This window comes from Bacillus sp. PK6-026 (assembly GCF_054161455.1).
On the sequence record NZ_CP096418.1, the window covers coordinates 2,083,247 to 2,105,027 of the forward strand.

General features: G+C 41.6%; 19 protein-coding genes and 1 pseudogene. 3 read left to right on the forward strand and 17 right to left on the reverse strand.

All coding sequences use genetic code 11. From position 1 onward, the window contains the following. Positions 1-153 precede the first annotated feature (153 nt). Entirely contained in the window at positions 154-1,110 is a 957-nt protein-coding gene (gene manA / locus M1D59_RS10775) for a mannose-6-phosphate isomerase, class I (RefSeq protein ID WP_065643169.1), read from the reverse strand. A gap of 18 nt (positions 1,111-1,128) precedes the next feature. After that, positions 1,129-3,072, reverse strand: a complete 1,944-nt coding sequence (locus M1D59_RS10780) for a PTS fructose transporter subunit IIABC (protein WP_039072745.1) — start codon at positions 3,070-3,072, stop codon at positions 1,129-1,131. Between the two features lie 253 nt (positions 3,073-3,325). On the opposite strand from M1D59_RS10780, the pseudogene M1D59_RS10785 reads away from it, so the two are divergent. Together M1D59_RS10785 and M1D59_RS10790 are read left to right on the forward strand one after the other, a co-directional pair. Then, positions 3,326-3,490: pseudogene (locus tag M1D59_RS10785) on the forward strand (hypothetical protein); the annotation flags it as partial. A 122-nt stretch (positions 3,491-3,612) separates the two neighbouring features. Continuing rightward, positions 3,613-3,927 (forward strand): YfzA family protein, encoded by a 315-nt coding sequence (locus tag M1D59_RS10790; protein ID WP_023857538.1) that lies wholly within the window; start codon positions 3,613-3,615, stop codon positions 3,925-3,927. A gap of 189 nt (positions 3,928-4,116) precedes the next feature. Here the strand turns inward: M1D59_RS10790 and M1D59_RS10795 are convergent, their stop codons facing one another. From M1D59_RS10795 to M1D59_RS10845, 11 genes are all read right to left on the reverse strand, one after another. Then, positions 4,117-4,293, reverse strand: a complete 177-nt coding sequence (locus M1D59_RS10795; RefSeq protein ID WP_026579630.1) for a hypothetical protein — start codon at positions 4,291-4,293, stop codon at positions 4,117-4,119. 771 nt (positions 4,294-5,064) lie between these two features. Next, positions 5,065-7,008: a BglG family transcription antiterminator gene (locus tag M1D59_RS10800; protein ID WP_318601963.1), complete on the reverse strand. Its 1,944-nt coding sequence runs from the start codon at positions 7,006-7,008 to the stop codon at positions 5,065-5,067. A 272-nt stretch (positions 7,009-7,280) separates the two neighbouring features. Continuing rightward, positions 7,281-7,937 carry an ABC-2 transporter permease gene (locus M1D59_RS10805; RefSeq protein WP_023857535.1) on the reverse strand — a complete coding sequence of 219 codons (657 nt, stop codon included), beginning with the start codon at positions 7,935-7,937 and terminating at the stop codon, positions 7,281-7,283. Then, positions 7,921-8,799 carry an ABC transporter ATP-binding protein gene (locus M1D59_RS10810; protein WP_023857534.1) on the reverse strand — a complete coding sequence of 293 codons (879 nt, stop codon included), beginning with the start codon at positions 8,797-8,799 and terminating at the stop codon, positions 7,921-7,923. The genes M1D59_RS10805 and M1D59_RS10810 overlap by 17 nt, the downstream gene beginning before the upstream one ends. Before the next feature lie 2 nt (positions 8,800-8,801). Continuing rightward, positions 8,802-9,176 (reverse strand): GntR family transcriptional regulator, encoded by a 375-nt coding sequence (locus tag M1D59_RS10815; protein WP_020451666.1) that lies wholly within the window; start codon positions 9,174-9,176, stop codon positions 8,802-8,804. A 288-nt stretch (positions 9,177-9,464) separates the two neighbouring features. Further along, entirely contained in the window at positions 9,465-10,316 is an 852-nt protein-coding gene (locus M1D59_RS10820; RefSeq protein WP_101561238.1) for an SDR family oxidoreductase, read from the reverse strand. A gap of 37 nt (positions 10,317-10,353) precedes the next feature. After that, positions 10,354-11,424 carry a mannonate dehydratase gene (gene uxuA / locus M1D59_RS10825; RefSeq protein ID WP_145929821.1) on the reverse strand — a complete coding sequence of 357 codons (1,071 nt, stop codon included), beginning with the start codon at positions 11,422-11,424 and terminating at the stop codon, positions 10,354-10,356. Positions 11,425-11,668: 244 nt separating this feature from the next. Continuing rightward, on the reverse strand, positions 11,669-14,077 hold the full coding sequence (locus M1D59_RS10830; RefSeq protein WP_458118020.1) for a TIM-barrel domain-containing protein: 2,409 nt from the start codon (positions 14,075-14,077) through the stop codon (positions 11,669-11,671). A 19-nt stretch (positions 14,078-14,096) separates the two neighbouring features. Continuing rightward, entirely contained in the window at positions 14,097-15,392 is a 1,296-nt protein-coding gene (locus M1D59_RS10835; RefSeq protein WP_023857530.1) for a TRAP transporter large permease, read from the reverse strand. 39 nt (positions 15,393-15,431) lie between these two features. After that, positions 15,432-15,947, reverse strand: a complete 516-nt coding sequence (locus tag M1D59_RS10840; protein ID WP_023857529.1) for a TRAP transporter small permease — start codon at positions 15,945-15,947, stop codon at positions 15,432-15,434. A gap of 54 nt (positions 15,948-16,001) precedes the next feature. Continuing rightward, positions 16,002-17,006: a TRAP transporter substrate-binding protein gene (locus M1D59_RS10845; protein ID WP_144497696.1), complete on the reverse strand. Its 1,005-nt coding sequence runs from the start codon at positions 17,004-17,006 to the stop codon at positions 16,002-16,004. A gap of 465 nt (positions 17,007-17,471) precedes the next feature. On the opposite strand from M1D59_RS10845, the gene M1D59_RS10850 reads away from it, so the two are divergent. Continuing rightward, entirely contained in the window at positions 17,472-18,482 is a 1,011-nt protein-coding gene (locus tag M1D59_RS10850) for a LacI family DNA-binding transcriptional regulator (RefSeq protein ID WP_023857527.1), read from the forward strand. A gap of 255 nt (positions 18,483-18,737) precedes the next feature. On the opposite strand, the gene arsC is transcribed toward M1D59_RS10850, so the two are convergent. The 4 genes from arsC to M1D59_RS10870 all read right to left on the reverse strand — a co-directional run bounded on the left by arsC (position 18,738) and on the right by M1D59_RS10870 (position 21,746). Further along, positions 18,738-19,157, reverse strand: coding sequence for an arsenate reductase (thioredoxin) (arsC, locus tag M1D59_RS10855; RefSeq protein ID WP_023857526.1), 420 nt, complete (start codon positions 19,155-19,157; stop codon positions 18,738-18,740). Positions 19,158-19,179: 22 nt separating this feature from the next. Beyond that, positions 19,180-20,475, reverse strand: a complete 1,296-nt coding sequence (locus tag M1D59_RS10860; RefSeq protein WP_458118021.1) for an arsenic transporter — start codon at positions 20,473-20,475, stop codon at positions 19,180-19,182. A 122-nt stretch (positions 20,476-20,597) separates the two neighbouring features. Continuing rightward, complete coding sequence (locus tag M1D59_RS10865; protein WP_020451676.1) at positions 20,598-20,945, reverse strand: ArsR/SmtB family transcription factor; 348 nt, start codon at positions 20,943-20,945, stop codon at positions 20,598-20,600. 207 nt (positions 20,946-21,152) lie between these two features. Next, positions 21,153-21,746: a YdeI/OmpD-associated family protein gene (locus M1D59_RS10870; protein ID WP_020451677.1), complete on the reverse strand. Its 594-nt coding sequence runs from the start codon at positions 21,744-21,746 to the stop codon at positions 21,153-21,155. Positions 21,747-21,781: the final 35 nt, after the last annotated feature.

Sequence of the window (21,781 nt, forward strand, 5' to 3'; positions counted from 1 at the left end):
TTTTTGGTTTACTCTATTTTACTTGTGAAAGCTTGGGAATATGCATTGTCCGCCTTGTGGCGAACGCGTTTTGGCAAGCCGGCATGCTTTTTTTGAAAAAATAAAACAGACCATCGTTTTGATGGTCTGTTTAGAAAGTGTACCGTTGATGGCTTATTCATTTGACAGGCTTGAGACGATACATTCTGCACGGCCGGCGATTGTAAATTCTCCAAAGCCCGCAGGCAGCAGCATGTGATCTCCTTTTTTAAAAGAAAAGTCGTTGCCGCAAGACGCATTGATCTGCCCTTCCCCTTCTATGACGCTGACAAGAAGAAACGGTTTATCCTGTTTGAAACAGGCTGATCCTTTTACATCCCATTTTGCTACTGAGAAATAAGGACACTCAATCAGTGCGGCAGTCTTGACATTACCCGATGTTTCATATCGAACGTCTTCGCGGCCAGGCGAAGACGGGACGTCGATCACTTCTATGCTTTTTTGCAAATGGAGCTCGCGCAGGTTTCCTTCAGCATCTTTTCTGTCATAATCATATAGTCTGTAGGTTGTGTCTGAATTCTGCTGCGTCTCCAAAATCAAAATACCTTTTCCGATCGCATGGACGGTTCCGCTCGGCACATAGAAGAAATCTCCCGGCTTCACTTTGACGCGGCGCAAGAGCTCGTTCCATTTCCCGTGTTCGATCATTGAGACCAGTTCTTCCCGCGTTTTGGCATGGTGGCCGTAAATGATCTCCGCATCTTCTTTACAATCAATGATATACCAGCATTCCGTTTTTCCAAGCTCCCCGTCTTCGTGCAGTTTTGCATATTCATCGTTTGGATGCACTTGTACGGATAGGTCTTGGTCGGCGTCCAAAATTTTTGTCAGAAGAGGAAAGCGGTCTCCCTTTATATGTCCGAATAAATGGCGATGTTCATTCCATAATTCGCTGAGTGTGAGCCCTTTATACATGCCGTTTTTCACGACGCTTTGCCCATTTTGATGGGCGGCGAAAGCCCAGCACTCCCCCGTTTGTTCGGATGGAATCTCGTAGCCGAAAGAGGCTAAAGCTGTGCCGCCCCAAATTCTTTCTTTAAAAACAGGCTCGAAAAATAATGGTTCAGTCATGACGGGCATCCTCCTTTTTTAGATGATTTCATCCAGAAGTTTGTATGCTTCTTCTTTTGTTTGAGCAGAGAGAAGCTTGTCCCTGTAGGTGTCATCCATCAGTTTTCGGGAGAGCATTTGCAGAAGCTTCAGATGCTCGTTTCCCCCGCTTTCTTTCGGGACGGCGATCATAAAGATCAGTTTGGCGTCAGTTCCGTCAAGACTCTTCCAGTCGACGCCCGAACGTTTGATGCCGAATGCTACACTCGGCTTCTTGACGGCGTCAGACTTCCCGTGCGGGATCGCGATGTTCATGCCGATTGCCGTTGTCCCCTCTAATTCGCGGTTCATGATCGCTTGTTTAAATTCGCTTTCCGAATGCAGTGCACCTTTACGGGACAATTTTTGAATCATTTCATCGATAATGTCGTCTCTCGTATCCCCTGATAAATGAGGTTCGATCAAATCTGTATCAATGATGTCTGTGAGCTTTTTAATTTCCGGTATTTCGGATTTTTTGCTTTCCGCTTTTATTTCGATGTTCGGCTGCGGAATGTCATGAACTGCAGCAGTCTCACTTGCCCCTGCAGGAGCGGCTGCGACCTCTTTTTTGAGTACATTGACCAAAAGAGCGGTGACCAGGGATCCGGCAATAACGGCGATGAAGAACATCAACACATGATCGACAGCGCCAAGCACTGCTACAATCGGTCCGCCGTGGGCGACTCTGTCCCCTACATTACCGATCATGGCGATCACAGAACCAGTCATTGAACCCGCCATAATACTTGGTATGACGCGAAGCGGGTCCTGTGCAGCAAACGGTATGGCACCTTCAGTAATACCGAATAACCCCATTGTAAATGCTGCTTTTCCCATTTCTCTTTCTTGCGCCTGAAATTTTCTTTTTCCTAAAAACGTTGCGATGCCAAGCCCGATCGGAGGAATACAAATGGCGACGGCGATCGGACCCATAATTTCATAGTTTCCTTCACCGATCATGGCCGAACCAAACAGGAATGCCACTTTATTGACGGGGCCGCCCATATCAAACGAAATCATCGCCCCTAAAATTAATGCCAAAAGAATCGAACTTGAGCCCTGCATACCAGCCAGCCAAACCGTCAAAGATTCAAAGATTTGCGCGACAGGCGCGCCGATCAGCAATACGAATGCCAAGCCGACAATAAGCGAGGAAACCACCGGTATGATGATGATCGGCATGATCGGCTGAATGGCTTTTGGCACTTTTAATTTTTTGATGGCCAGCGCCGCATATCCGGCTAAAAAGCCCGCGATAATGCCGCCGAGGAACCCCGCACCGCTTCCGCTGCCGTAAAAGCTTCCTGTCGCTGCGATGTATCCGCCGATCATCCCTGGCACAAGCCCCGGTTTATCGGCGATGCTGTAGGCAATATAACCGGCTAAAATCGGGATCATGAATGAGAATGAGGCAGCCCCGATTTGCTCAATCGTTTTCCAAAAAGATTCATCAGGAATCACTAACCCTTTCGGCGTTTTTTCACCTCCAAGCGTCAGTGCGACCGCAATCAATAATCCGCCGACGACGATGAAAGGAACCATAAACGATACACCGTTCATTAAATGCCGGTAAATCGGATTTTGTTTTTTCTCAGTTTGAGCTGAGGCTTCCGTTTTCGCAGCCGGCCGATAGACAGGTATATCGCCGCTGATCGCTTTTTGTATTAATTCTTCCGGTTTTCGGATGCCTTCCTGAACACCGACAGCCAGAAGTTTTTTCCCGATAAAACGGTCTTTGTTGACCGAGCGGTCTGCGGCTATGATAATCGCGTCTGCCTCGCGGATTTCCTGCTCGGTCAGCTCATTTTCCACCCCAATGCCGCCTTGTGTTTCGACTTTCATTTGAACGCCCATTCGATCGGCCGCTTTTTGCAAATTTTCCGCAGCCATATACGTGTGGGCAATTCCGTTTGGACATGATGTAATCGCTAACAGTTTCATGCGAATCCTCCTTCTGAAACTAAAGTAGTGAGCAGCTCTTGTCATTACTTTATAATAAAAACGTGTGTGTAAAAGCGTTGTTTTTTACCGCATGTTCCGGAAAAACCGGCTTTTTTAAAAAAACCGGACTGCAATAAGGGGCGACTTGTAACACTTGGGACTGATTGTGAAAATGTGCCGTATTGCAACAATTGGGGACTGAAATTTTTCGAAGAGGTGTAAAGTGAGGACATTCCTTTTTAATGAAGGATATCTCGAAATCAAGAAAATCAAGGTTGAACTTGTCAGCAAATCCCTTGCTGAACACGAAGATGTTTCCACTACAATGAAAAACTATGATCTTCGAATCAAATATTTATGTAAAATCACTCTTTTATTCAAAAACCAAGATCCCTTTCTTGAGGGGTTTTGCTTTTGAGTGAAATGTAAAAAAGAAGGTATTTCCTCCTATCATGTCGAGAGGATTAAATTTTGAAACTTATTCTTTAATTTTCCGTATATCAATATAAAAATGGCATCTAATGCGGGGAGGAATATTCGTTGGCTGAAAAGCAAAAAAGGGTTCCATTTTTTAAAAAATATTGGGTTTCTCAAATTGGTGTATTTTTATTGTCACAGATAATTTTTATTACATTTGAAACAACAGGATGGATACCTAATTATAGAGAGATTGATGGAACACTATTTGGGAGAATTACGGAATCGTCAATTTTTATAGAATGGTTTACTTTTTATGAAACACCACAATTAAATTTACTTACTGTCTTTTTTGGCGTCTTCTTTCTTGTGCCAGGAATAATAAGTGCATTAAAAAACGTATTTTCGCCTAGACACTATAGTAATAGCTCTAAATAACCGTGATTAAAAATAAATATGGTTGATTAAAATGAATAAATTTGAGAGGGGTTTTGCTTTTGAGTGAAATTGAAAATCACTTTGTCTCTAAACAGAGGCAAAGCGATTTCGGCAACATTAGCTATTGGGTAAATCTATACGTGCAGGCGTGCTAGTCCTTGTTCACTAATATCCTCCTCGTGTTACACCTTACGAATTAGAATTACTAAATAATTGCTTAACTTTATAAGCAATTACAGCGAGGTATAAAATTGCAATAAACACTAATACTCCAGTGCCAAAATCAGTTTTTGATACTAAATAAAGACTGATCAGACCGAAAATAATGTACATCACAATATCAAAAACATTTTTCTTGTTGTACATCAAGTTCCCCCCATTAAGCAATTGATTCTAGGTGCATATTTGATGCAACCCTGGAATAATAAATTTTTATATTATTGGAAAATAAATAACTTTATAGTAATTATCGGCTTTAAAATTTCTCATTATGCCTAACTCTAACACGTTGCCTTTTCGTTTTACATAAAAAGTCCAAAATTCGAGTAAATTTTCCCGATGTAATGGTTTGTGTTTTTTATAAAGATCAGAACTATTCATTCATTTTGAAAAACATTCAATTCATATGCTCATTTCTCTTTTAAAATACTTATCTCATAGTTAAAATTCTTAAATTGTGGGAACGTTACTGATACTCTCTTCATAAAGAGGTAACTATACGGATGCGGAAATGAGAGGCAGCCCCATTGTAACTGGAAAAGATGCTGGAAAGTTTCTCAAAAAGTACTACGTAAGAACAGAAAAGTTGAAGCCCGGAGAGTCCAAATAAAACAGTTAAATCAAAAAACATCCGCAGCAATTTAACAAAAAACATAGAATCGCATTGAAGATGTTAAGCGAAAATGAAGTTCTTCCCTCTAACTAAAAACAAAGTTGATACTTTAATAAAGCCTTTCTTCTCCAAAGAATATATTTTAATTACACATTAAAAAATCTAATTTTATGGACAACATAACCCTTTGTTGTTGGGCTTGCAATAAACAAAGAATAGGATAAAGCAAAACTGCTCACCTATCCCATTCTGTTGTCTGTATATCGATCTTTTCTTGAATGTTGATGAAGGTCAGAACCCCGCCTTTAATAATCCAAATAAGATAAAAATGTCATGACATTTGTTTCTTTCGTCAGCTTTTGGATGAAAGCCGGCTGCTCGCTTAAGCTGGACAGCTCTTGAAACAATTGTTTTGTCATGTTTTGATCCTCGTGTTTGACAGCCAGCATAAAGACGAGCGATACTTTTTCAGAGCCCCAGTCAAGCGGCTCTTTTAATGTGGCGATCGCAATGGCTGATTGTTTAATCAATTTGGCGTTCGCGTGAGGAATGGCGATGCCCGCTCCGATGTTTGTCGCCGACATTTTTTCTCTCATGACTGCCTGTACAGCATATTCTTTTTCTACATAGCCTTTCTCGTATAAAGCCATCGCCAGCTGTTCAATCAGCTTGTAGCGGTGTTCTGATTCTTGCTGCAGGAAGACGAGGAAAGGAGTCGTGTCATTCAGCACTTTAAACGTTTTTTGTGTTTGCCGGGACGATTCACCGAGCTGATCCATAAAAGCGCTGAGCTTTTTCTCATCGGCCGACTCGAGCAGCGGAGATACAACGATATGGGGAATTGATAAATCCTCCAGGCTGACCGTTGATATGACAAGATCGATATCTTCATGTCGTGCAGTATAGTCCGCCAAATCAGCTTTTGCGATGCAGTCCATCACGGCAATTTGGTAGAATTTCCGTTCAATTTTTGTCCGCAGCAGTTGTGACATCCCGATGCCCATATGACAGACAATGATCGCTTTTTTATGCTTGTCTTTTCCATAGCTGAAGCGCTCGATCGCCGCTTGGAAATGCAATGTCAGATAGGCGGCTTCTTCCTCGGGAATCGAAAGTGAAAACGTTTGGTTGATGTCTTCAAGAACATCAATGACAGTATGAAACAGATATGGGTACATTTTTTTGATATCGTTGAGCATCGGATTTGATACGGAAAGGTCATAGCTCAGCCGGTTTAAAACGGTATTAAGGTGAATTTTCAATCCGTTAATCAAAACCCGGTCCTCGCGGAAATCCATCATTTTCAACTCTGAGACACGCCGGATTAAATATTCGACAACCTTTGGAAGCAAAGGGTTTTCCAGTCCGTTCTCCCCTTCTTTCCCAAATGGATAACGAACTTTGCCGCCTAATATATGCAATGTTAAATAGACGGCCTCTTCTTCAGGAAAGCGGATCGCAAAAACCGCTTCCAGCCGTTTTAAACAAGCAAACGTCCACTGAAATTCTTTTTTCTTTTTGACTGCATCTATTTCTTCCGGAGAAATGGTGATCGGCTGTTTCATTTTGATGCGGCGGATCATCAGCAGTGTATGCAACAGTAAATTTTCGAACGTTTCATCAGTGAAATATAAAGAATGGCGCTTTTGTAATGATCTGATCTCCCTCTTAACAAATTCCACTTCATGACTTAAAAATTGGCTTTTAATAAATCGACTTGTAAACTCCGGGTTATCAATCAACTCCGAGATGCGCGCCAGCGCTTTTCTCTTATTTTTTTCACTTCCTTCGATCTTTAAACCGAGGCGCTGCTTGGACACAAGAGTGAGGCCAAACCGCTGGAGCCAAACTTCGATTTGATTCAAATCCCTTTTAATGGAAGACTTATTCAAGAAGTGCTCGGCAGCCATTTCTTTTGCAGAAACCGGCTTTGGATTCATTAATAACTGATAAGCGATTTGCAGCATCCTTTCTTCATCGGATTGCTGCTGTGCGGCGTGATGTTCGGTATATAACTGCCGGCTTAAACGGACCCTTTCATGATCTTCAATATTCAAATAAACGCCCAGTCCCGGTTTGCGAATCAATTGAGCATCAGAGTACTGATTGAGATAATCTTCAATCGTTTTTAGATCATTTCTGATCGTTTTTTCAGAACACTTTACCCTGTCTGCGAAATCTTGTACGACTAAATAGTCTTCAGGTTCAGATAACAACAGATTCAGAATGTCTTTTTGCCTTGTATTCATATCTCTCTCACCTGTTTTTCTATCCTTCCCTAAAAAGAAATGATAGTATAAGTATACTACAAACGTAACCGTTTACATTATACAGTGAAATAAAAGGGTCAAAAGTTTCGTTTTTTACCGAAACTTCCGGAAAAAATGCTTTTATCTACACGGAAATTTTTCTTTTATAGGAATTTTTTATAATAGATGATAGTGGGAGGAAAGTAAAACAGCCGTACGGTTCTAAGCAACGAAAAAAGGATCAGCGAAAGCTCCTCCCGCTGATCCTTAAACTAAAATTCTCTTTTATTATAAAAGCTGAGCGATATCGCATATGAAACAGAAATCATCACGAGCAGTACGCCAACTAAAAGGATGAATGTGCCCGCATTTGACATTTCACTCAGAAAAGCCGTTAATTTTTGGCTTAGTGCAAGGTTTTCCCCCGCATTTATAAATTTAAAAAAGGCCGTCCCTCCAAATATAATGACGAAAAATATGATGATATTGGCCATTTTGGACTTCAAATAGCCGTACTTAAAAATCAGAGGAAATGAGATCGAGCTAAATAAAGTGACAGCCACAACAGCACCCATGACGCCTGAAAGTGTCAATGGGAAATCAAGCGGCAAGTGCAGCATATGTCCGATTGCATTGATCAAAGAATAGAAGAGAATGGCATAAGCCGCATAGACATAAACCGATACATATTTTGATAAGACGATGATGTTTCTTTTAATGGGCAAGCTGATCAGGATTTTATCACTGTTGTTTTTGTCTTCTAAGGAGCTTGCGCCTAATGCCAGCTGATATGTGACAGCCAAAACCGCCACTGTATATCCGACGAGCTCAAGCTGTGACAATGTAAAAGTAAAAAATATCATCAATAACAGCGATAGTTTCATTGCTCTTTTCTGCATTAAAATATCCTTTTTAATAAGATGATACATGTTGATCACTCCTGCCGGTTGAAAATACCAAAATATCCTCCAAAGTCGGTTTTTCGATCATGACCGAATCCCCGAAATGCTGAACGACTCCCCGCTTATCTTTGGAGAGCGCTTCGAAGCCATAGCTGTTTTTCTTAATGCCGATTAAGGCGTCTTCGTTTCCTTTATGCAGCGTATCGAGGTCTCCTTTTACAATGCAGTACTCCTCCAACAGCTCATCCTTTGTTTTGCTCAGCACGAGCCGGCCGTTATGAATGAAAGTGATATAGTCCGCTACTTTTTCTAAATCAGAGGTAATATGCGTCGAAAAGAAAATCGACTTGTTTTCATCCTGCAGCAATGTTTGCAGCACGTCGAGGAGCTCCGATCTGACAAGAGGATCGAGTCCTGAAGTCGGTTCATCCATAATCAATAATTCGGCATGATGGGATAGCGCGACCGCCAGTGAGAATTTCATCTTCATTCCTTTTGACAAGTTTTTGATCTGCCTGTTTAAAGGGAGCTGGAAGTCTTTTGCGTACCGCTGAAAAACAGCCTCATCCCACTTTTTGTAAAACGGTCTGATGATTCCTTTCATTTCGTTCGGTGTCAGTTCTTCGTAAAAATGATTTTCATCGTATACAAAGCCGATCCTCTGCTTGATTTCGATATTGTGCTTTTCATTGTCGAGACCGAAAATGGTGATGTCTCCTTCGTCTTTTTTGATCAGGTTCATGATCAGCTTGATGGTCGTGCTTTTTCCGGCTCCGTTCGGGCCGATAAAGCCCATAATATATCCTTTTTCAAGCGAGAAGTTGATGTTTTTTAAAGAGAAATCTTGATAATGTTTTGATACATTTTTTAATTCCAGTATGCTGGTCATTTTTACCACTCCTCATAAACCAGTTTGAGCATCTCTTGAAGTTCCTCGTATGTAAAGCCGATTTGTTTCGCTTCAGTGACGGCTTCTGCTATGTGTTCTTCGATCAATTTGACTTTTGTTTCTCGAAGCACGTCTTTGTTGATCGCTGCGACATACGAGCCCTTTCCCGCGACTGTGACGATAAACCCTTCTCTCTCCAGTTCGTCATAGGCTCTTTTTGTTGTAATTACGCTGATTTTAAGCTCTTTGGCCAGGTTTCTGATCGATGGGAGCGCCTCTGACTCCGAGAGTTCTCCCTTGACGATTTGATCTTTTAATTGGTTGACGATCTGCAAATAAATCGGTTCATCCGATGAATTTGAAATGATGATATTCAATGCATGACATCCCTCTATTCGTTATAACTGTATATATACAATATAAACAGTTATAGTACTGTTGTCAAACCATCACAAAACAATGCATATTATTTGCGATGGTTTTGTATTACGTAGCAGCAGAAAACCTCCTGTTTCCTGCATGGCAGATCATACAAAAATGTTGTTTATCTTCTTGCCTGTAAAAAGGAAAAATTGAATTAATAAATCCCAATTTCTCAATGTGGCACAGAGAAATTGGGATTTTTTCAGTGTTGAAAATCAGCTTTTTAGAGCAAATCCTCTTAGTTATACTCCAGAATAGGCGGAGAATCCTCCATCGACCGGTATGATGGTTCCAGTGACAAATCGCGAGGCTTTATCGCTTACCAACCATAATAACGTTCCGATTAGATCTTCCGGAACCCCAAATCTATCCAACGGCGTCTGGTTGATAATTTTTTGTGCTCGCTCCGTATATGTTCCGTCTTCATTGAGCAATAGGCTCCTATTTTGGGCGGTAAGAAAAAAGCCTGGGGCAATGGCATTGACACGAATTCCGACTTTTGACATATGCACAGCAAGCCATTGGGTAAAGTTACTGACGGCCGCTTTTGCACCGCTGTAGGCTGGTATTTTCGTAAGCGGCGTATAGGCGTTCATGGATGAGATGTTAACGATCACATTTCCGTCGTGATCAGCCATGTCTTTTGCAAATACTTGAGTGGTTAACAGTGTACCAAGAAAGTTTACATCAAATACAGACCTTACTCCCTCTATTTCTAAATCAAAAAACGTAGTCAATTCTTTAGTATTCAAGTCTTTTTTATATAAATATTCTTTATCTGTTGTTCCCATTGGATGGTTGCCGCCTGCACCGTTAATGAGGATATTGCATCTGCCGAATGTTCTGTTAATGAGTTGTTTCGCTTGTTCAAGGCTTTGTTTATCAAGGACGTTTGCTGTAACGGCAAGTGCTTCGCCTCCGTTTTCTTGGATCTCTTTCGCTACTCTGTCTGCCGATTCAGCTCTTCGGCTGACTACTGCTACTTTTGCACCGCATTGAGCTATTGCTTTAGCGAAACAGCTGCATAAAATGCCGCCTCCACCTGTCACTACAGCCACCTTATCTTTCAAGTTGACATGAAAAGGAATCTGCACATTCATCCCTCGTCTCTGCATTTTAGTTAGTGCTTGTTCATTTATTGCATTCAAAGGCTATCCGCTTCTTTTCTTTCGTCAATGTTTCCCACATTCCATTTAAATACACTGCACCCAGCGCACGGTCATATAAACCATAACCCGGTTTACCGGTCTCTCCCCAAATCATTCTTCCATGATCCGGTCTGGCTGGTCCGGCAAAATCTATATCTCTTAATGCTCTTACGATTTCATACATATCTAAAGAACCGTCTTCTGAACGGTGGGAGGATTCTTGAAATGACTGTTCCCCGATGATCTTAATGTTTCTCAGGTGCACAAAGTTGACTTTTCCTTTTTTTCCGAAATAACGAATCAATTCCGGAATATCATTTGTTGAATTCACACCCAGTGACCCGCTGCATAAACACAAACCGTTAAAGGAGCTGTCATAGAGATTAATCAATCGCTCCAAATTCTCTTTGTTCGTTATGATTCGAGGCAGTCCAAAGATAGGCCATGGCGGATCATCCGGGTGAATCGCCATTTTGACTTGTTCATTTTCTGCCGCCGGTATAACCGCTTTAATAAAATACGAAAGATTTTCCCATAAATCCTCTTCCGTCATGTGCTGATATTGTTGAAAAAGATTCTTTAGCTGTCCATCTTCATAGCTTGTGTCCCAACCGGGAAGTTTTAGTTCACCATGTAATGGATTCATTTGTCTAACTTTTTCTTCTTCATAAATTAATGCTGTAGAACCGTCTTCTAGTGCATAGTCTAAAGAAGAACGAGTCCAGTCAAATACAGGCATGAAATTGTAACAAACGATTTTAACTCCCGCTTTTGCCAAGTTGCGTATCGTCGTTTTATAGTTTTCAATATATTGATCTCTTGTCGGAAGACCTAATTTAATATCTTCATGGACAGGTACACTTTCAATGACACTTAACGATAGACCATGATTTTCAATTTTTTCTTTTAACTCTACAATTTTCTCATAAGGCCATGCTTCCCCTACAGGAATATCATAAATGGCCGAAACAATTCCAGTAACGCCGGGAATTTGGCGAATATACTCTAATGTGACCGGGTCGCTGTCTCCGTACCATCGAAACGTCATTTGCATGGTTCTCCCATCCTCTTCCCTCTTATTATTTAACATTCGATATCATCATTTCGCATGACAATAACAATATATTGGAGCGGTTTTTTTCAAAAGAATTTGCCGATTAGTATCCGCTTACATAAATTTTCATGATCATGATTCATGTGTCGTGCTAGATGACAAAATTCAGCTGGCCGGGATGTAACCGCGGACAAAGATTCTTGCTCGATTAATGGAAACATCATCATCATGTGGCCTTAATCTTTTAATCACACGGCAAACTGTAAGAAAACGCTCCGTTCTTGCTTTCCAGCTCTGTGCCATTTACGATCAGTTTTCTCTTTTCTCCATTTGGTACGTGAAAAGTGAGTTGATCATACGATAACTCGTATGTTCCTTCCTTTTGTATTGAAAGATTGATCCCGTCTTCTGTTGTCTCCATATCGACATGTATAAAGGCAAATGTACGAGTATATTCATTTGTTAACCCATCATCTTCATACAAACGATATGTCGATTTTCCTTTTCCTTTGAATGGGAATAACAAAAATCCTCTTTCATCTTGGTTCTTTGTTTGGAATGTCACTTTTGCACTATTTACCGGAACGATCGCTCCCGCTTTCGCTAATAGCGGAGTATAATGTAATGGTGCCGGCAGAACGACTGTCTTCCCTCCTTCATACCATGTTCCCGTATGGAAATCATACCAGCCTTTTTCATGGTTCGGTAAATATACCTCCCGCTCCCTCATTCCTTTTTCGACGACAGATGCAACTAGCAAAGATTCACCAAGTATAAATTCATCGTTCTCTTCAAATGTTTTCTCATCATGTTCAAAATCATAAAATGTCGGTCGAATGATCGGCTGATAATGTTCGTGCGCATCATATAGCGCGGTGTAAATGTAAGGGATGATCTTATGTCTAAACTTAATGAGTTCACGGATTTCATCGATTGTTTCAGGAAACATCCATGGTTCATTAACTGTCCCGTCATCGTTCCACGAATGAATGGTAAATCTCGGATGCATGATGCCGTTTTGAATCCATCTTACGAATAGCTCCGGTTCAGGGGCCGGTCCTGAAAATCCGCCGACATCATGGCCGAAATTGTAAATGCCTGATAAACTTAGACCGATGCCTGTTTTAATGTTAAATTTTAATGTTTTCCAGCTTGTTCGGTTGTCACCGGTCCAAGTTTGTGCATAACGGTGCATGCCGGGACATCCGGATCTTGAGATCAGGTACGGGCGTAATTCCGGGTTGTATTCTAGCTGAGCTTCGAAAGACGCTTTCATCATCAAAAGCGGATGAAGCGCGCGGATCAGTTCAAACTCCACTTCTTTGCCGAAGCCGTGACACTTGGCGTTTTGACTCCATATTTCAAATTCGTTATTATCGTTCCAAGTTGAATCAATTCCGTATTCCAACAGCTTTTCTGTTATTTGAGCCTTCCACCAGTCGAACGTTTGGCGCTTCGTGAAGTCTAAATAAGCTCCGATATCATCCCAAAATTGGGCCATTTCCGGTTTTTGTGTTTCTCTGTTTACAATGAACATGTCTTTTTCTTGTAGTTCATCAAAGTACGGATGATCCTTTAGCAAACACGGTTTAATGTTGGCGCATAAACGGACGTCCTTCTCATGGAAGTGTTGCACCATCTCTTTTGGAGCAGGGATTTTGCTCTCATCCCAGTTAAAGACATAACGTTTATCACCGATAGATGTGTATCCTGACGATAATTGAAACGAATCGCATAACATATCATGTTCTTCACAAAGACGAACGAAGTTTTTTAATTGTTCCTGTGCATTTGGCGCATCGGTATAGCTCATCGTAGAGCCTGAATAGCCCAGGCTCCATTTTGGCGGCAAGATCGTTTTGCCTGTCAGCCAAGAGAATGTTTCGACTACATCTTTTATTTTCGGACCGGCTATGAAGTAGTAGTCTAAATCCCCCTTTTCAGCCTGATAATAGCGGTACAGTCCATGATAGTTATCAAGCTCTGAACCCATATCAAAAATGGAAGCTGATAGATTATCATAGAACATTCCATAGGAGATGCCTGTTTTCTTATGACGTGTAATATAGAATGGGATATGTTTGTATAGCGGATCTGACCACTCTGCGTCGTACCCCATCGCATCGATATTTAACATCCGGTAGCGTTTCCCGTGTTTATCGACGTTTCCCGTTTTCTCGCCAAATCCAAAATATTGTTCCTGGACATCGCGTTGTAAATAATGGTATACGTCCTTTCCAAAAGCCCCTTCAAAATTATACCCTTGTGTTTGCCGATCGTTTGCAACATTGATCCATTCAGAACCATTGTGATAAAACCAGCTGATTCTAAAGCCGTTCAATTGAACATGAAGCTTGACCTTACCGGTTTTCACGATAAAAACATCTTTGACTTGCTGGAATTCGTATTGAGGCAATGTAAATCCGCTCATGTCTAAACGATGGCGTCCCTCCCATGGCACATCGATCTGTCCAGGCGCGACACTCCACGTTTTTTCAAGCGTTAACGCTTCTCCCTCCGTCAGTAAAATCCGAATTATATCTTCTTCAAGAATGAATATTTTCGCATGTGCATGACCGTCATTTAAATGAAAATGTAGCACATTTTTCTCTTCTTTCATAAATGTAAACATGTAGGTTTCTTTAATTGACATTAAATAGACGCCTCCTGTCTTAAAGTCCAAATAATTGAGGCAGCATTAAGCTGATTTGTGGAATGTAGGTAACAATTAAAAGGACGATCATGATCGCAGCATAAAATGGCAGAATCGGTTTAACCACTCGTTCAATATCAACTTTACCTATGCTGCAGCCCACAAACAGAGCACTTCCCACAGGAGGAGTGATATTGCCGATACAAAGGTTAAATACAATCATAATTCCAAAATGCACGGGATCCATGCCAAAGCTTTGAACAATTGGCAGAAAGATTGGAGTGAAAATTAATACAGCCGGAGTGATGTCCATAAATGTACCGATTATTAATAAGATGATATTCATCAACAGCAAGATCAAAATTGGGTTATCTGTAATCCCTAGAATTCCATTGCTGATTGCCGTCGGTATGCCTGTAAACGCCATGACCAATGAGAGCATCGTTGATGTCCCAACCAAAAACATAATAACGGCTGTGATTTCTACCGTTTCCAGCAGCATTTGGGGGAGCTGTTTCCATTTCAATGTCCTATAAAAGTGCGATAACAATAAGGAATAAGCCACCGCTATTGCCGCTCCTTCAGTTGCTGTAAAAACACCGGCGATAATACCCCCGATTACGATTACAATGAGCAACAGGCTTGGAATCGCATCGAGCAGCACTTTAAAACCTTGACTAATTGTAATTTTTGGCGCAACAGGGTACTTTTTCTTTTTTGCAATCATACAGGCGACAACCATCGTAGCCAGCCCCCACAAGATTCCGGGCAAATAGCCCGCCATAAATAAAGCGGCTACAGATGTTCCGCCGCTGACTAATGAGAAAATGATCAAAAGACCGCTAGGCGGAATAAGCAAACCAGTTGGTGCAGAAGCAATATTTACTGCGGCAGAGTAAGTCCGGTCATATCCTTCTTTTTCTTGCAGCGGCGACATGACCCCGCCGATTGCCGCCGCAGCAGCTACAGACGAACCGGAAATGGAACCGAATAACATGTTTCCGACAACATTTGTATGGGCCAGAGAACCGGGCAGCCTGCCGCTGATCAATTTTGCGAAGTTAATGAGCCGCATTGCAATACCGCCATTATTCATAATAATGCCTGATAAAATGAAGAACGGTACCGCTAATAAAGCAAAGCTGTCGATTCCAGTGACCATTTTTTGCGCCGAAGTGAAAATGGCAACATCAAAAGGAAAAATGGTAAGCATTGTTACAATGGATGCTGCCGCAATACTTACAGAAATCGGAACGCCGAGAAACAACAATATGAAGAATACTGCCGATAAAATGAGACCTGCTGCTATGGCCATATCATTTCACCTCTTTTTTAGTTTTCAAAAAGCCTCAGGTCACATCTTTGCTGCTTTTTTTACATCATCACCTGACTTTTGTTTTGAATTGAATTCATGTAAAGATTCATATAAACCGGCCAAGTTGTATCCAATGATGAGTATGCCTGCAACAGGAAGTGATAGATAAACAAATCCCACCGGTATCCCTAATGCTGCTGAAGATTGCTCCATTGTGGTGATCACTGCTTTCGAACCTCCTAAGACCAACACAATCAGAGCAAAAGCAATCAAAAGAATCTGAATGAAAGTATGAACGAAAACAGCTGCTTTTATTGGAAGTTTTCGAACGATAAATTCAATCGCCAAGTGCTTTTTTTTCCAAAATGCATAGGCACCGCCCAACATAGAGATCCATATCAGTGAATAGCGTAAAAATTCTTCTGAAAACGTACTGGGAGAATTTAGTACATATCGCGTAAATACTTGCCATATCGCAACCAAAACCATGATGGCCATTAGTGTGCAAGTCAAACATTCAATCGCTTTATTCACTGCTTTTTTTAAAGCTAGCATATACATCCCCCCTTATCGAAACATATTCGAGTCCCTCATTCATCCAGAGTCATTTTACTTTTTTAGCTTTCGCACAATTTTCCTATAGTATTTTCCGATCAATTCTTTTTTGGCAAACTCATCATGAAGCGGGCTTACCGCTTCCCGGAATGGAGTCTTGTCTGGTTTGTGGAACTTCACTCCCATTTCCTTTGCTTTCTTAACCGCATTTTCAGTTTCCTCAGCCCAAACGATTTTGTGATACTCAGTAGATTTTTTCGCCGCTTCGATCACCGCATGCTGCTGCTCTTCGCTTAATTGATCCTTTTTGTCCAAATTCATGATTAAAATATCCGGAACGATCGCATGTTCTGAGTATGAATATTCTTTTGCCACTTCCCCGTGATTGCTGCTTGTTAAAGCCATTTCGTTGTTTTCGGTGCCATCGATTACACTTGACTGCAATGCTGTATACACTTCTCCATAAGCCATTGGAGTAGGTGCTCCACCCATGAGTTCCACCATTCGAATCGCTGTAGCACTCGGCTGCACCCGAATTTTTAAACCTTTAAGGTCATTTGGGTGCATAATCGGTTTGTTCTTTGTGTAAAAGTTCCGTGAACCGGCATCATAGTAGGTTAATCCAATAAAACCTATGTTTTTCGTTGTATCATACATTTCTTTTGCAATATCACTGTCCATGGCTTCATAGAAATGATGTTTGCTGTCAAATAAATAAGGCAGGCTGAAGATGGAGTAGACCTCTGAAAAACTTTCTAAAGCGCTCGCACTTACTTTAGCCAGATCGACAGCCCCGGTTTGTGTCAATTCAATCACTTCACGCTCTGAACCGAGCTGAGCATTTGGATACAATTGCACTTTAACGGTGCCATTGGTTTTCTTTTCTACGTCTTTTGAAAATTTGAGTAAAGACTTGTGGATGGGGTGCTCCTCATTATGGTTGTGAGCAAGCCGTAACGTTACGGTTTTATCGGCGCCTATTACATCGCTGCTTTTACATCCCGTAAGCATCCCAAAGATTAAAGCGCATACAAAAAACACGGATAGCATTTTTCTCATGAACTACCCTCCTTGAATCTCATGACCGTTGCTTTCTAAGCAATGATTGATTGCGATTCATGATTTCTTTCATCGTCATATTTTTTTGATAGCGTTTACAATTTCTCTCAAATAGTGAACGAATAAGTAAAATTTTTGCATTGTATGTTTCGGTTTATCCCCTGAATCCCGTTTCCGATGATGTTCAGTAACAATTTGTGTAATATTTTAGTGGTGCAAGACATTAGATGATCGTCTTTCTCACCCTTCCCCTCCTTTACGATAAGTTTAACAACGTTGTTAAAAATAAACGTTGCTTCATGATCCGAAAACCCTTTTAACAACGTTGTTATTTTATTCGGAAGATGTATATGATTGTTATTTTATAATGTATCATTTATAATAACAACGTTGTTATTTATTATCATAAAATCATTTTCGAAAATTTGCAATATTATATTTTTAAGGATTTTTTGGAGGTCCAAAATGACTGTAACTATTAAAGACATCGCCCATGCTTCCGGAGTAAGCTATTCAACAGTCTCAAAGGCTTTAAGAAACAGCCCTCTTGTAAAACCGGATACAAAGAAAAAGGTCTTGCAAGTTGCCGAACAATTAGGGTATACTCCGAATTTTGCAGCGAGAAGCTTGGCATCTAAAAAAAGTCAAACGATCGGTCTTGTCTGGCCTACAATTGAAAGAATCGCTTTATCGGCACTTGTTACAAAAATAAATGAAGTGGTCGAAAAGAACAGCTATTCAATGATTTTATCCGTTAACAGAGCTAAAGAGGCAGTGGAATTGTTCAAGAGTTTTCGCGTGGATGGGATCATGATTTTTGAAGAAGGCGGCGAAACTCAGCTCAGTGATGATACTGGATTAACGATTCCTATCTTATCTTACGGAGTGTCAGGTGAACATACACATCCTATTATCGATGTCAATCATAAAAAAGCAATTTACAAAGCCGTTGCGTATCTGTATCAACTTGGCCACAAAAACATTAGCTACGTCGGCGACCTTTCCCCTGCCGATAAGCGTCAGATTGAAAAAAGCAAAGGGTTTGAAGAGGTTATGATGGAAGCCGGTTTAAAGTTAAGTCGAAACAGTATTTTAAATACTAATGGGTTAAGCTGGTATAACGGTTACACCGCTGCGAAAAAACTGTTACAACAAACCTCAAAACCTACAGCTATTATTAGCGGAAGCTACGATATCAGTGTAGGGATTTTACGAGCCGTAAAGGAACAACAGCTCAGCATACCCGAAGACCTATCTTTAATTTCTTATGATAATATTCCTCAAATGGCAAGCCTTGAAACCCCGCTGACGAGCGTAGGGGTTCCAATTGATCAATTGGCTCACAAAATGGTCGATTCTCTGCTGTCTCTTATTCGTGAGCCGGGCTCAATACCATTAACTCAAAAAATGGACCCTGAATTAAACGTCAGAATGTCATGCGCTTCTCCAGCAGTTTTAGGTAAAGAAAACAATTAACATTTAAAACGAGTCTTTCAGGTCATCTTTTCTTATTAAAGTGAAAAATCCCCGGCCTGGGGATTTTTTAGTGTTTGCCGGGAATCCCTTGGTACTCATTCAGCCTCTGGCAATGGATCTTACAGAATTTCTCGGTAAATTGATTTTTGAATTTTTACATGAACGGCCGCATGCCTTTTGGTACGTTCTTTCTTTATCAAAAATAGATGTTTCTAAAAAATACAAAGCTCAGGTAACAATACCTGAGCTTTGTATTTATTCGCCTGTCTCCGCAAAACGCTTGACCCGCTCTCCAATTTCATCGCGTACACGCTGAAAGAATGCCCATTTTTCTTCTTCTGTCCCTTCTGCTTTGGCGGGATCGTCAAAACCCCAATGCTCGCGCTTGACGTGCGGCGGTGTCATCGGGCATTTATCAGCCGCGTCCCCGCACAGCGTAATGACGAGGTCTGCGTTGTGTAAGATATCGGGATCAATGATATCGGACGTCTGCTCAGAAATATCGATGCCTGCTTCTCGCATGGCTTTGACCGCGTTCGGGTTTAAACCGTGCGCTTCAATCCCTGCACTGTAGACGTTCCACTCGTCTCCGAGGTGTTTCTTCGCCCAGCCTTCAGCCATTTGGCTGCGGCAAGAGTTGCCTGTGCATAAAAAATAGATGGTCTTTTTTGACATTGGTCATCGTCTCCTATCATGTTTAGTGGATAATCAGCAGCCACACATAAAGTCCGGCAAGCGTGATGAACAGGGTTGGAATGGTCAAAATGACACCTGTTTTAAAATAGGTTCCCCAAGAAATCTTTACGCCTTTCAGTGAAAGGACGTGAAGCCACAAAAGCGTCGCCAGGGAGCCGATCGGCGTGATTTTCGGACCGAGATCAGAGCCGATGACATTGGCGTAAATCAGCGCTTCTCTGAGAATCCCGTGTGTGTCGGTATTGTGAATCGCAAGCGCATCAATCATCACCGTCGGCATATTATTCATGAATGAAGACAGGGTGGCTGCGATAAAGCCCATTCCGATTGTTCCGGCAAACAGCCCTTGATCACTGACGGTCTGGATGACCTGTGAGAGAATATCTGTTAAGCCGGCATTTCTTAAACCATATACCACTACATACATCCCGATTGAGAAGAAAACGATCGCCCAAGGCGCTCCCTTCAGCACTTTCTTCGTTTGTACCGCGGGGCTGTTTTTCGCTGTAATTAAGAAAATGACGGCGATCACGCCTGCGATGATCGAGACAGGGATCGAGAACAGCTCGCTGATAAAGTAACCGGCCAACAGAACGGCTAATATGAGCCATGACAAGCGGAATATTTTCCTGTCTTTAATCGCTTCCGCCGGCTGTTTTACATTTGTCATGTCATAATGCCGCGGAATGCTTTTTTTGAAAAACAAAAAAAGCACGATGATGCTTGCAATAAGCGAAAACAGGTTTGGAACAATCATTCTTGTCGCATATTCGATAAATCCGATGTTGAAAAAGTCTGCTGAGACAATATTGACAAGGTTGCTGACAACAAGCGGCAGCGATGTTGTATCCGCGATAAATCCGCTTGCGATAATAAAAGGAAAAACGAGCTTTTCTTGAAAATGTAACGCGCGTACCATGGCAAGCACAATCGGCGTCAAAATTAAAGCAGCTCCGTCATTGGCAAACAGCGCGGCTACTATGGCTCCCAGCAGGGAGACATAGACGAACATCCGAATGCCGTTTCCTTTCGCTGCCTTGGCCATGTGCAGGGCGGCCCACTCGAAAAATCCGATTTCATCAAGAATCAGGGAGATGATGATGATCGCGACAAAAGCCAAAGTCGCATTCCATACGATTCCCGTCACATCTAATACATCCTGAAAATTGACGACCCCGGCAATTAAAGCCAGCACCGCACCTCCGCAGGCCGACCAGCCGATGGATAGATTTTTCGGCTGCCAAATGACAAGCGTGAGGGTCAGCAGAAAAATCAAAATGGCTAAGACTGTCGTCATCGCGTGTACGCCTCCTTCATAGGTTTCCTCTCCGGACACATCTTATAATAAAATCGTTATATAAGTCAATGCTTATATAAAAAGTGAAATGAAAAAGAGGGAACCGTCCTCCCTCTGCTTTTTTATTGGCACGAAACGGGTCTTTCTTTTCTTTTAACGGTTTGAAGAACCTCATCGTGTTCATCGATCTGATTGAGAATGGCAAGGACCAATTCGCGTTCCGGAAAGTTGTCATGAAGCGAATAAAAGCGCCATTGCTCCCTTCTTTCTTCCTTGATCATATTTGCACTTTTCAGCTTTCGTAAATGCTGGCTGATGGCGGGCTGGCTTGTTTCAAACATATCGACAAGCTGGCAGACGCAATAAGGTTTCTCCTGAAGCAGTTTCAGGATCAAGAGCCGGGTCGAATCGTTCAATATCTTCATGCAGCTCACCGTGCTTTTCGAATCAAGCTTCGTTTGTACGGTCATGACATTCCCTCCAATCTCAGGCGCTTTGCAGCCGGTATATTGCCTCCATTATATAAATGTCTTTTTATATAATCAAGCGGTGATCATCAAGGTATGGATCTCGTGCCATTCGAAAAATTGAGCGGCCCTTCACTAATCAATTCACCGCTTCTTCGGCCATATGGTTATGATTCGCCTCTCTCATGAAAACGGTAGTTGCGAAATAGACTAGTCATTCAATCCCTTTCCATCAAGAATTTGCTTTGTATATTTTTCAATCCTCGATTCTCGGGTTTTGGATTGTTTTGGTTTAGAAAAATAAAGAATATATGCTCTTTGCCGTCCCGGCGTCAATTCTTCAAACGCCGTTTTTAAAGCTGGGATTTCAGCGAATTTTTTTTGAAGCTCTTCTGGAATCGTATATTCCGCAGCCTTTTTAAACTCTACTTCAAGACCGGCTTTTTCCACTTCAATCGCTTCATTGATGTAAGCTTTCAAGATGGTTTCCATTTCAGCTATTTCTTGTACATTGGTGAATCGAATCTGCCGCGCGGCTTGTACATTCTCCGTCTGCTGGATAAGAATCCCGTTGGGGTCCTTTAACAAGGCGCCTTTATGAAACAAGAGCGCACAATATTCTTTAAATCCATGGATTAATACGATGTTTTTATTCTCGAACGTATAGCAAGGATGCTTCCACTTGAAATCTTCGTTCAGCTCACAGTCAAGAACGATTTGACGCAGCTTCTCAAACTCTCCCTTCCACTTCTCGGCTTTGCTTAAAAATTCATCAACCTTTGGATTCGTTCTGCTATTTGTCATCAAGGAACACTCCTCTTTATATCATAATGTCATTT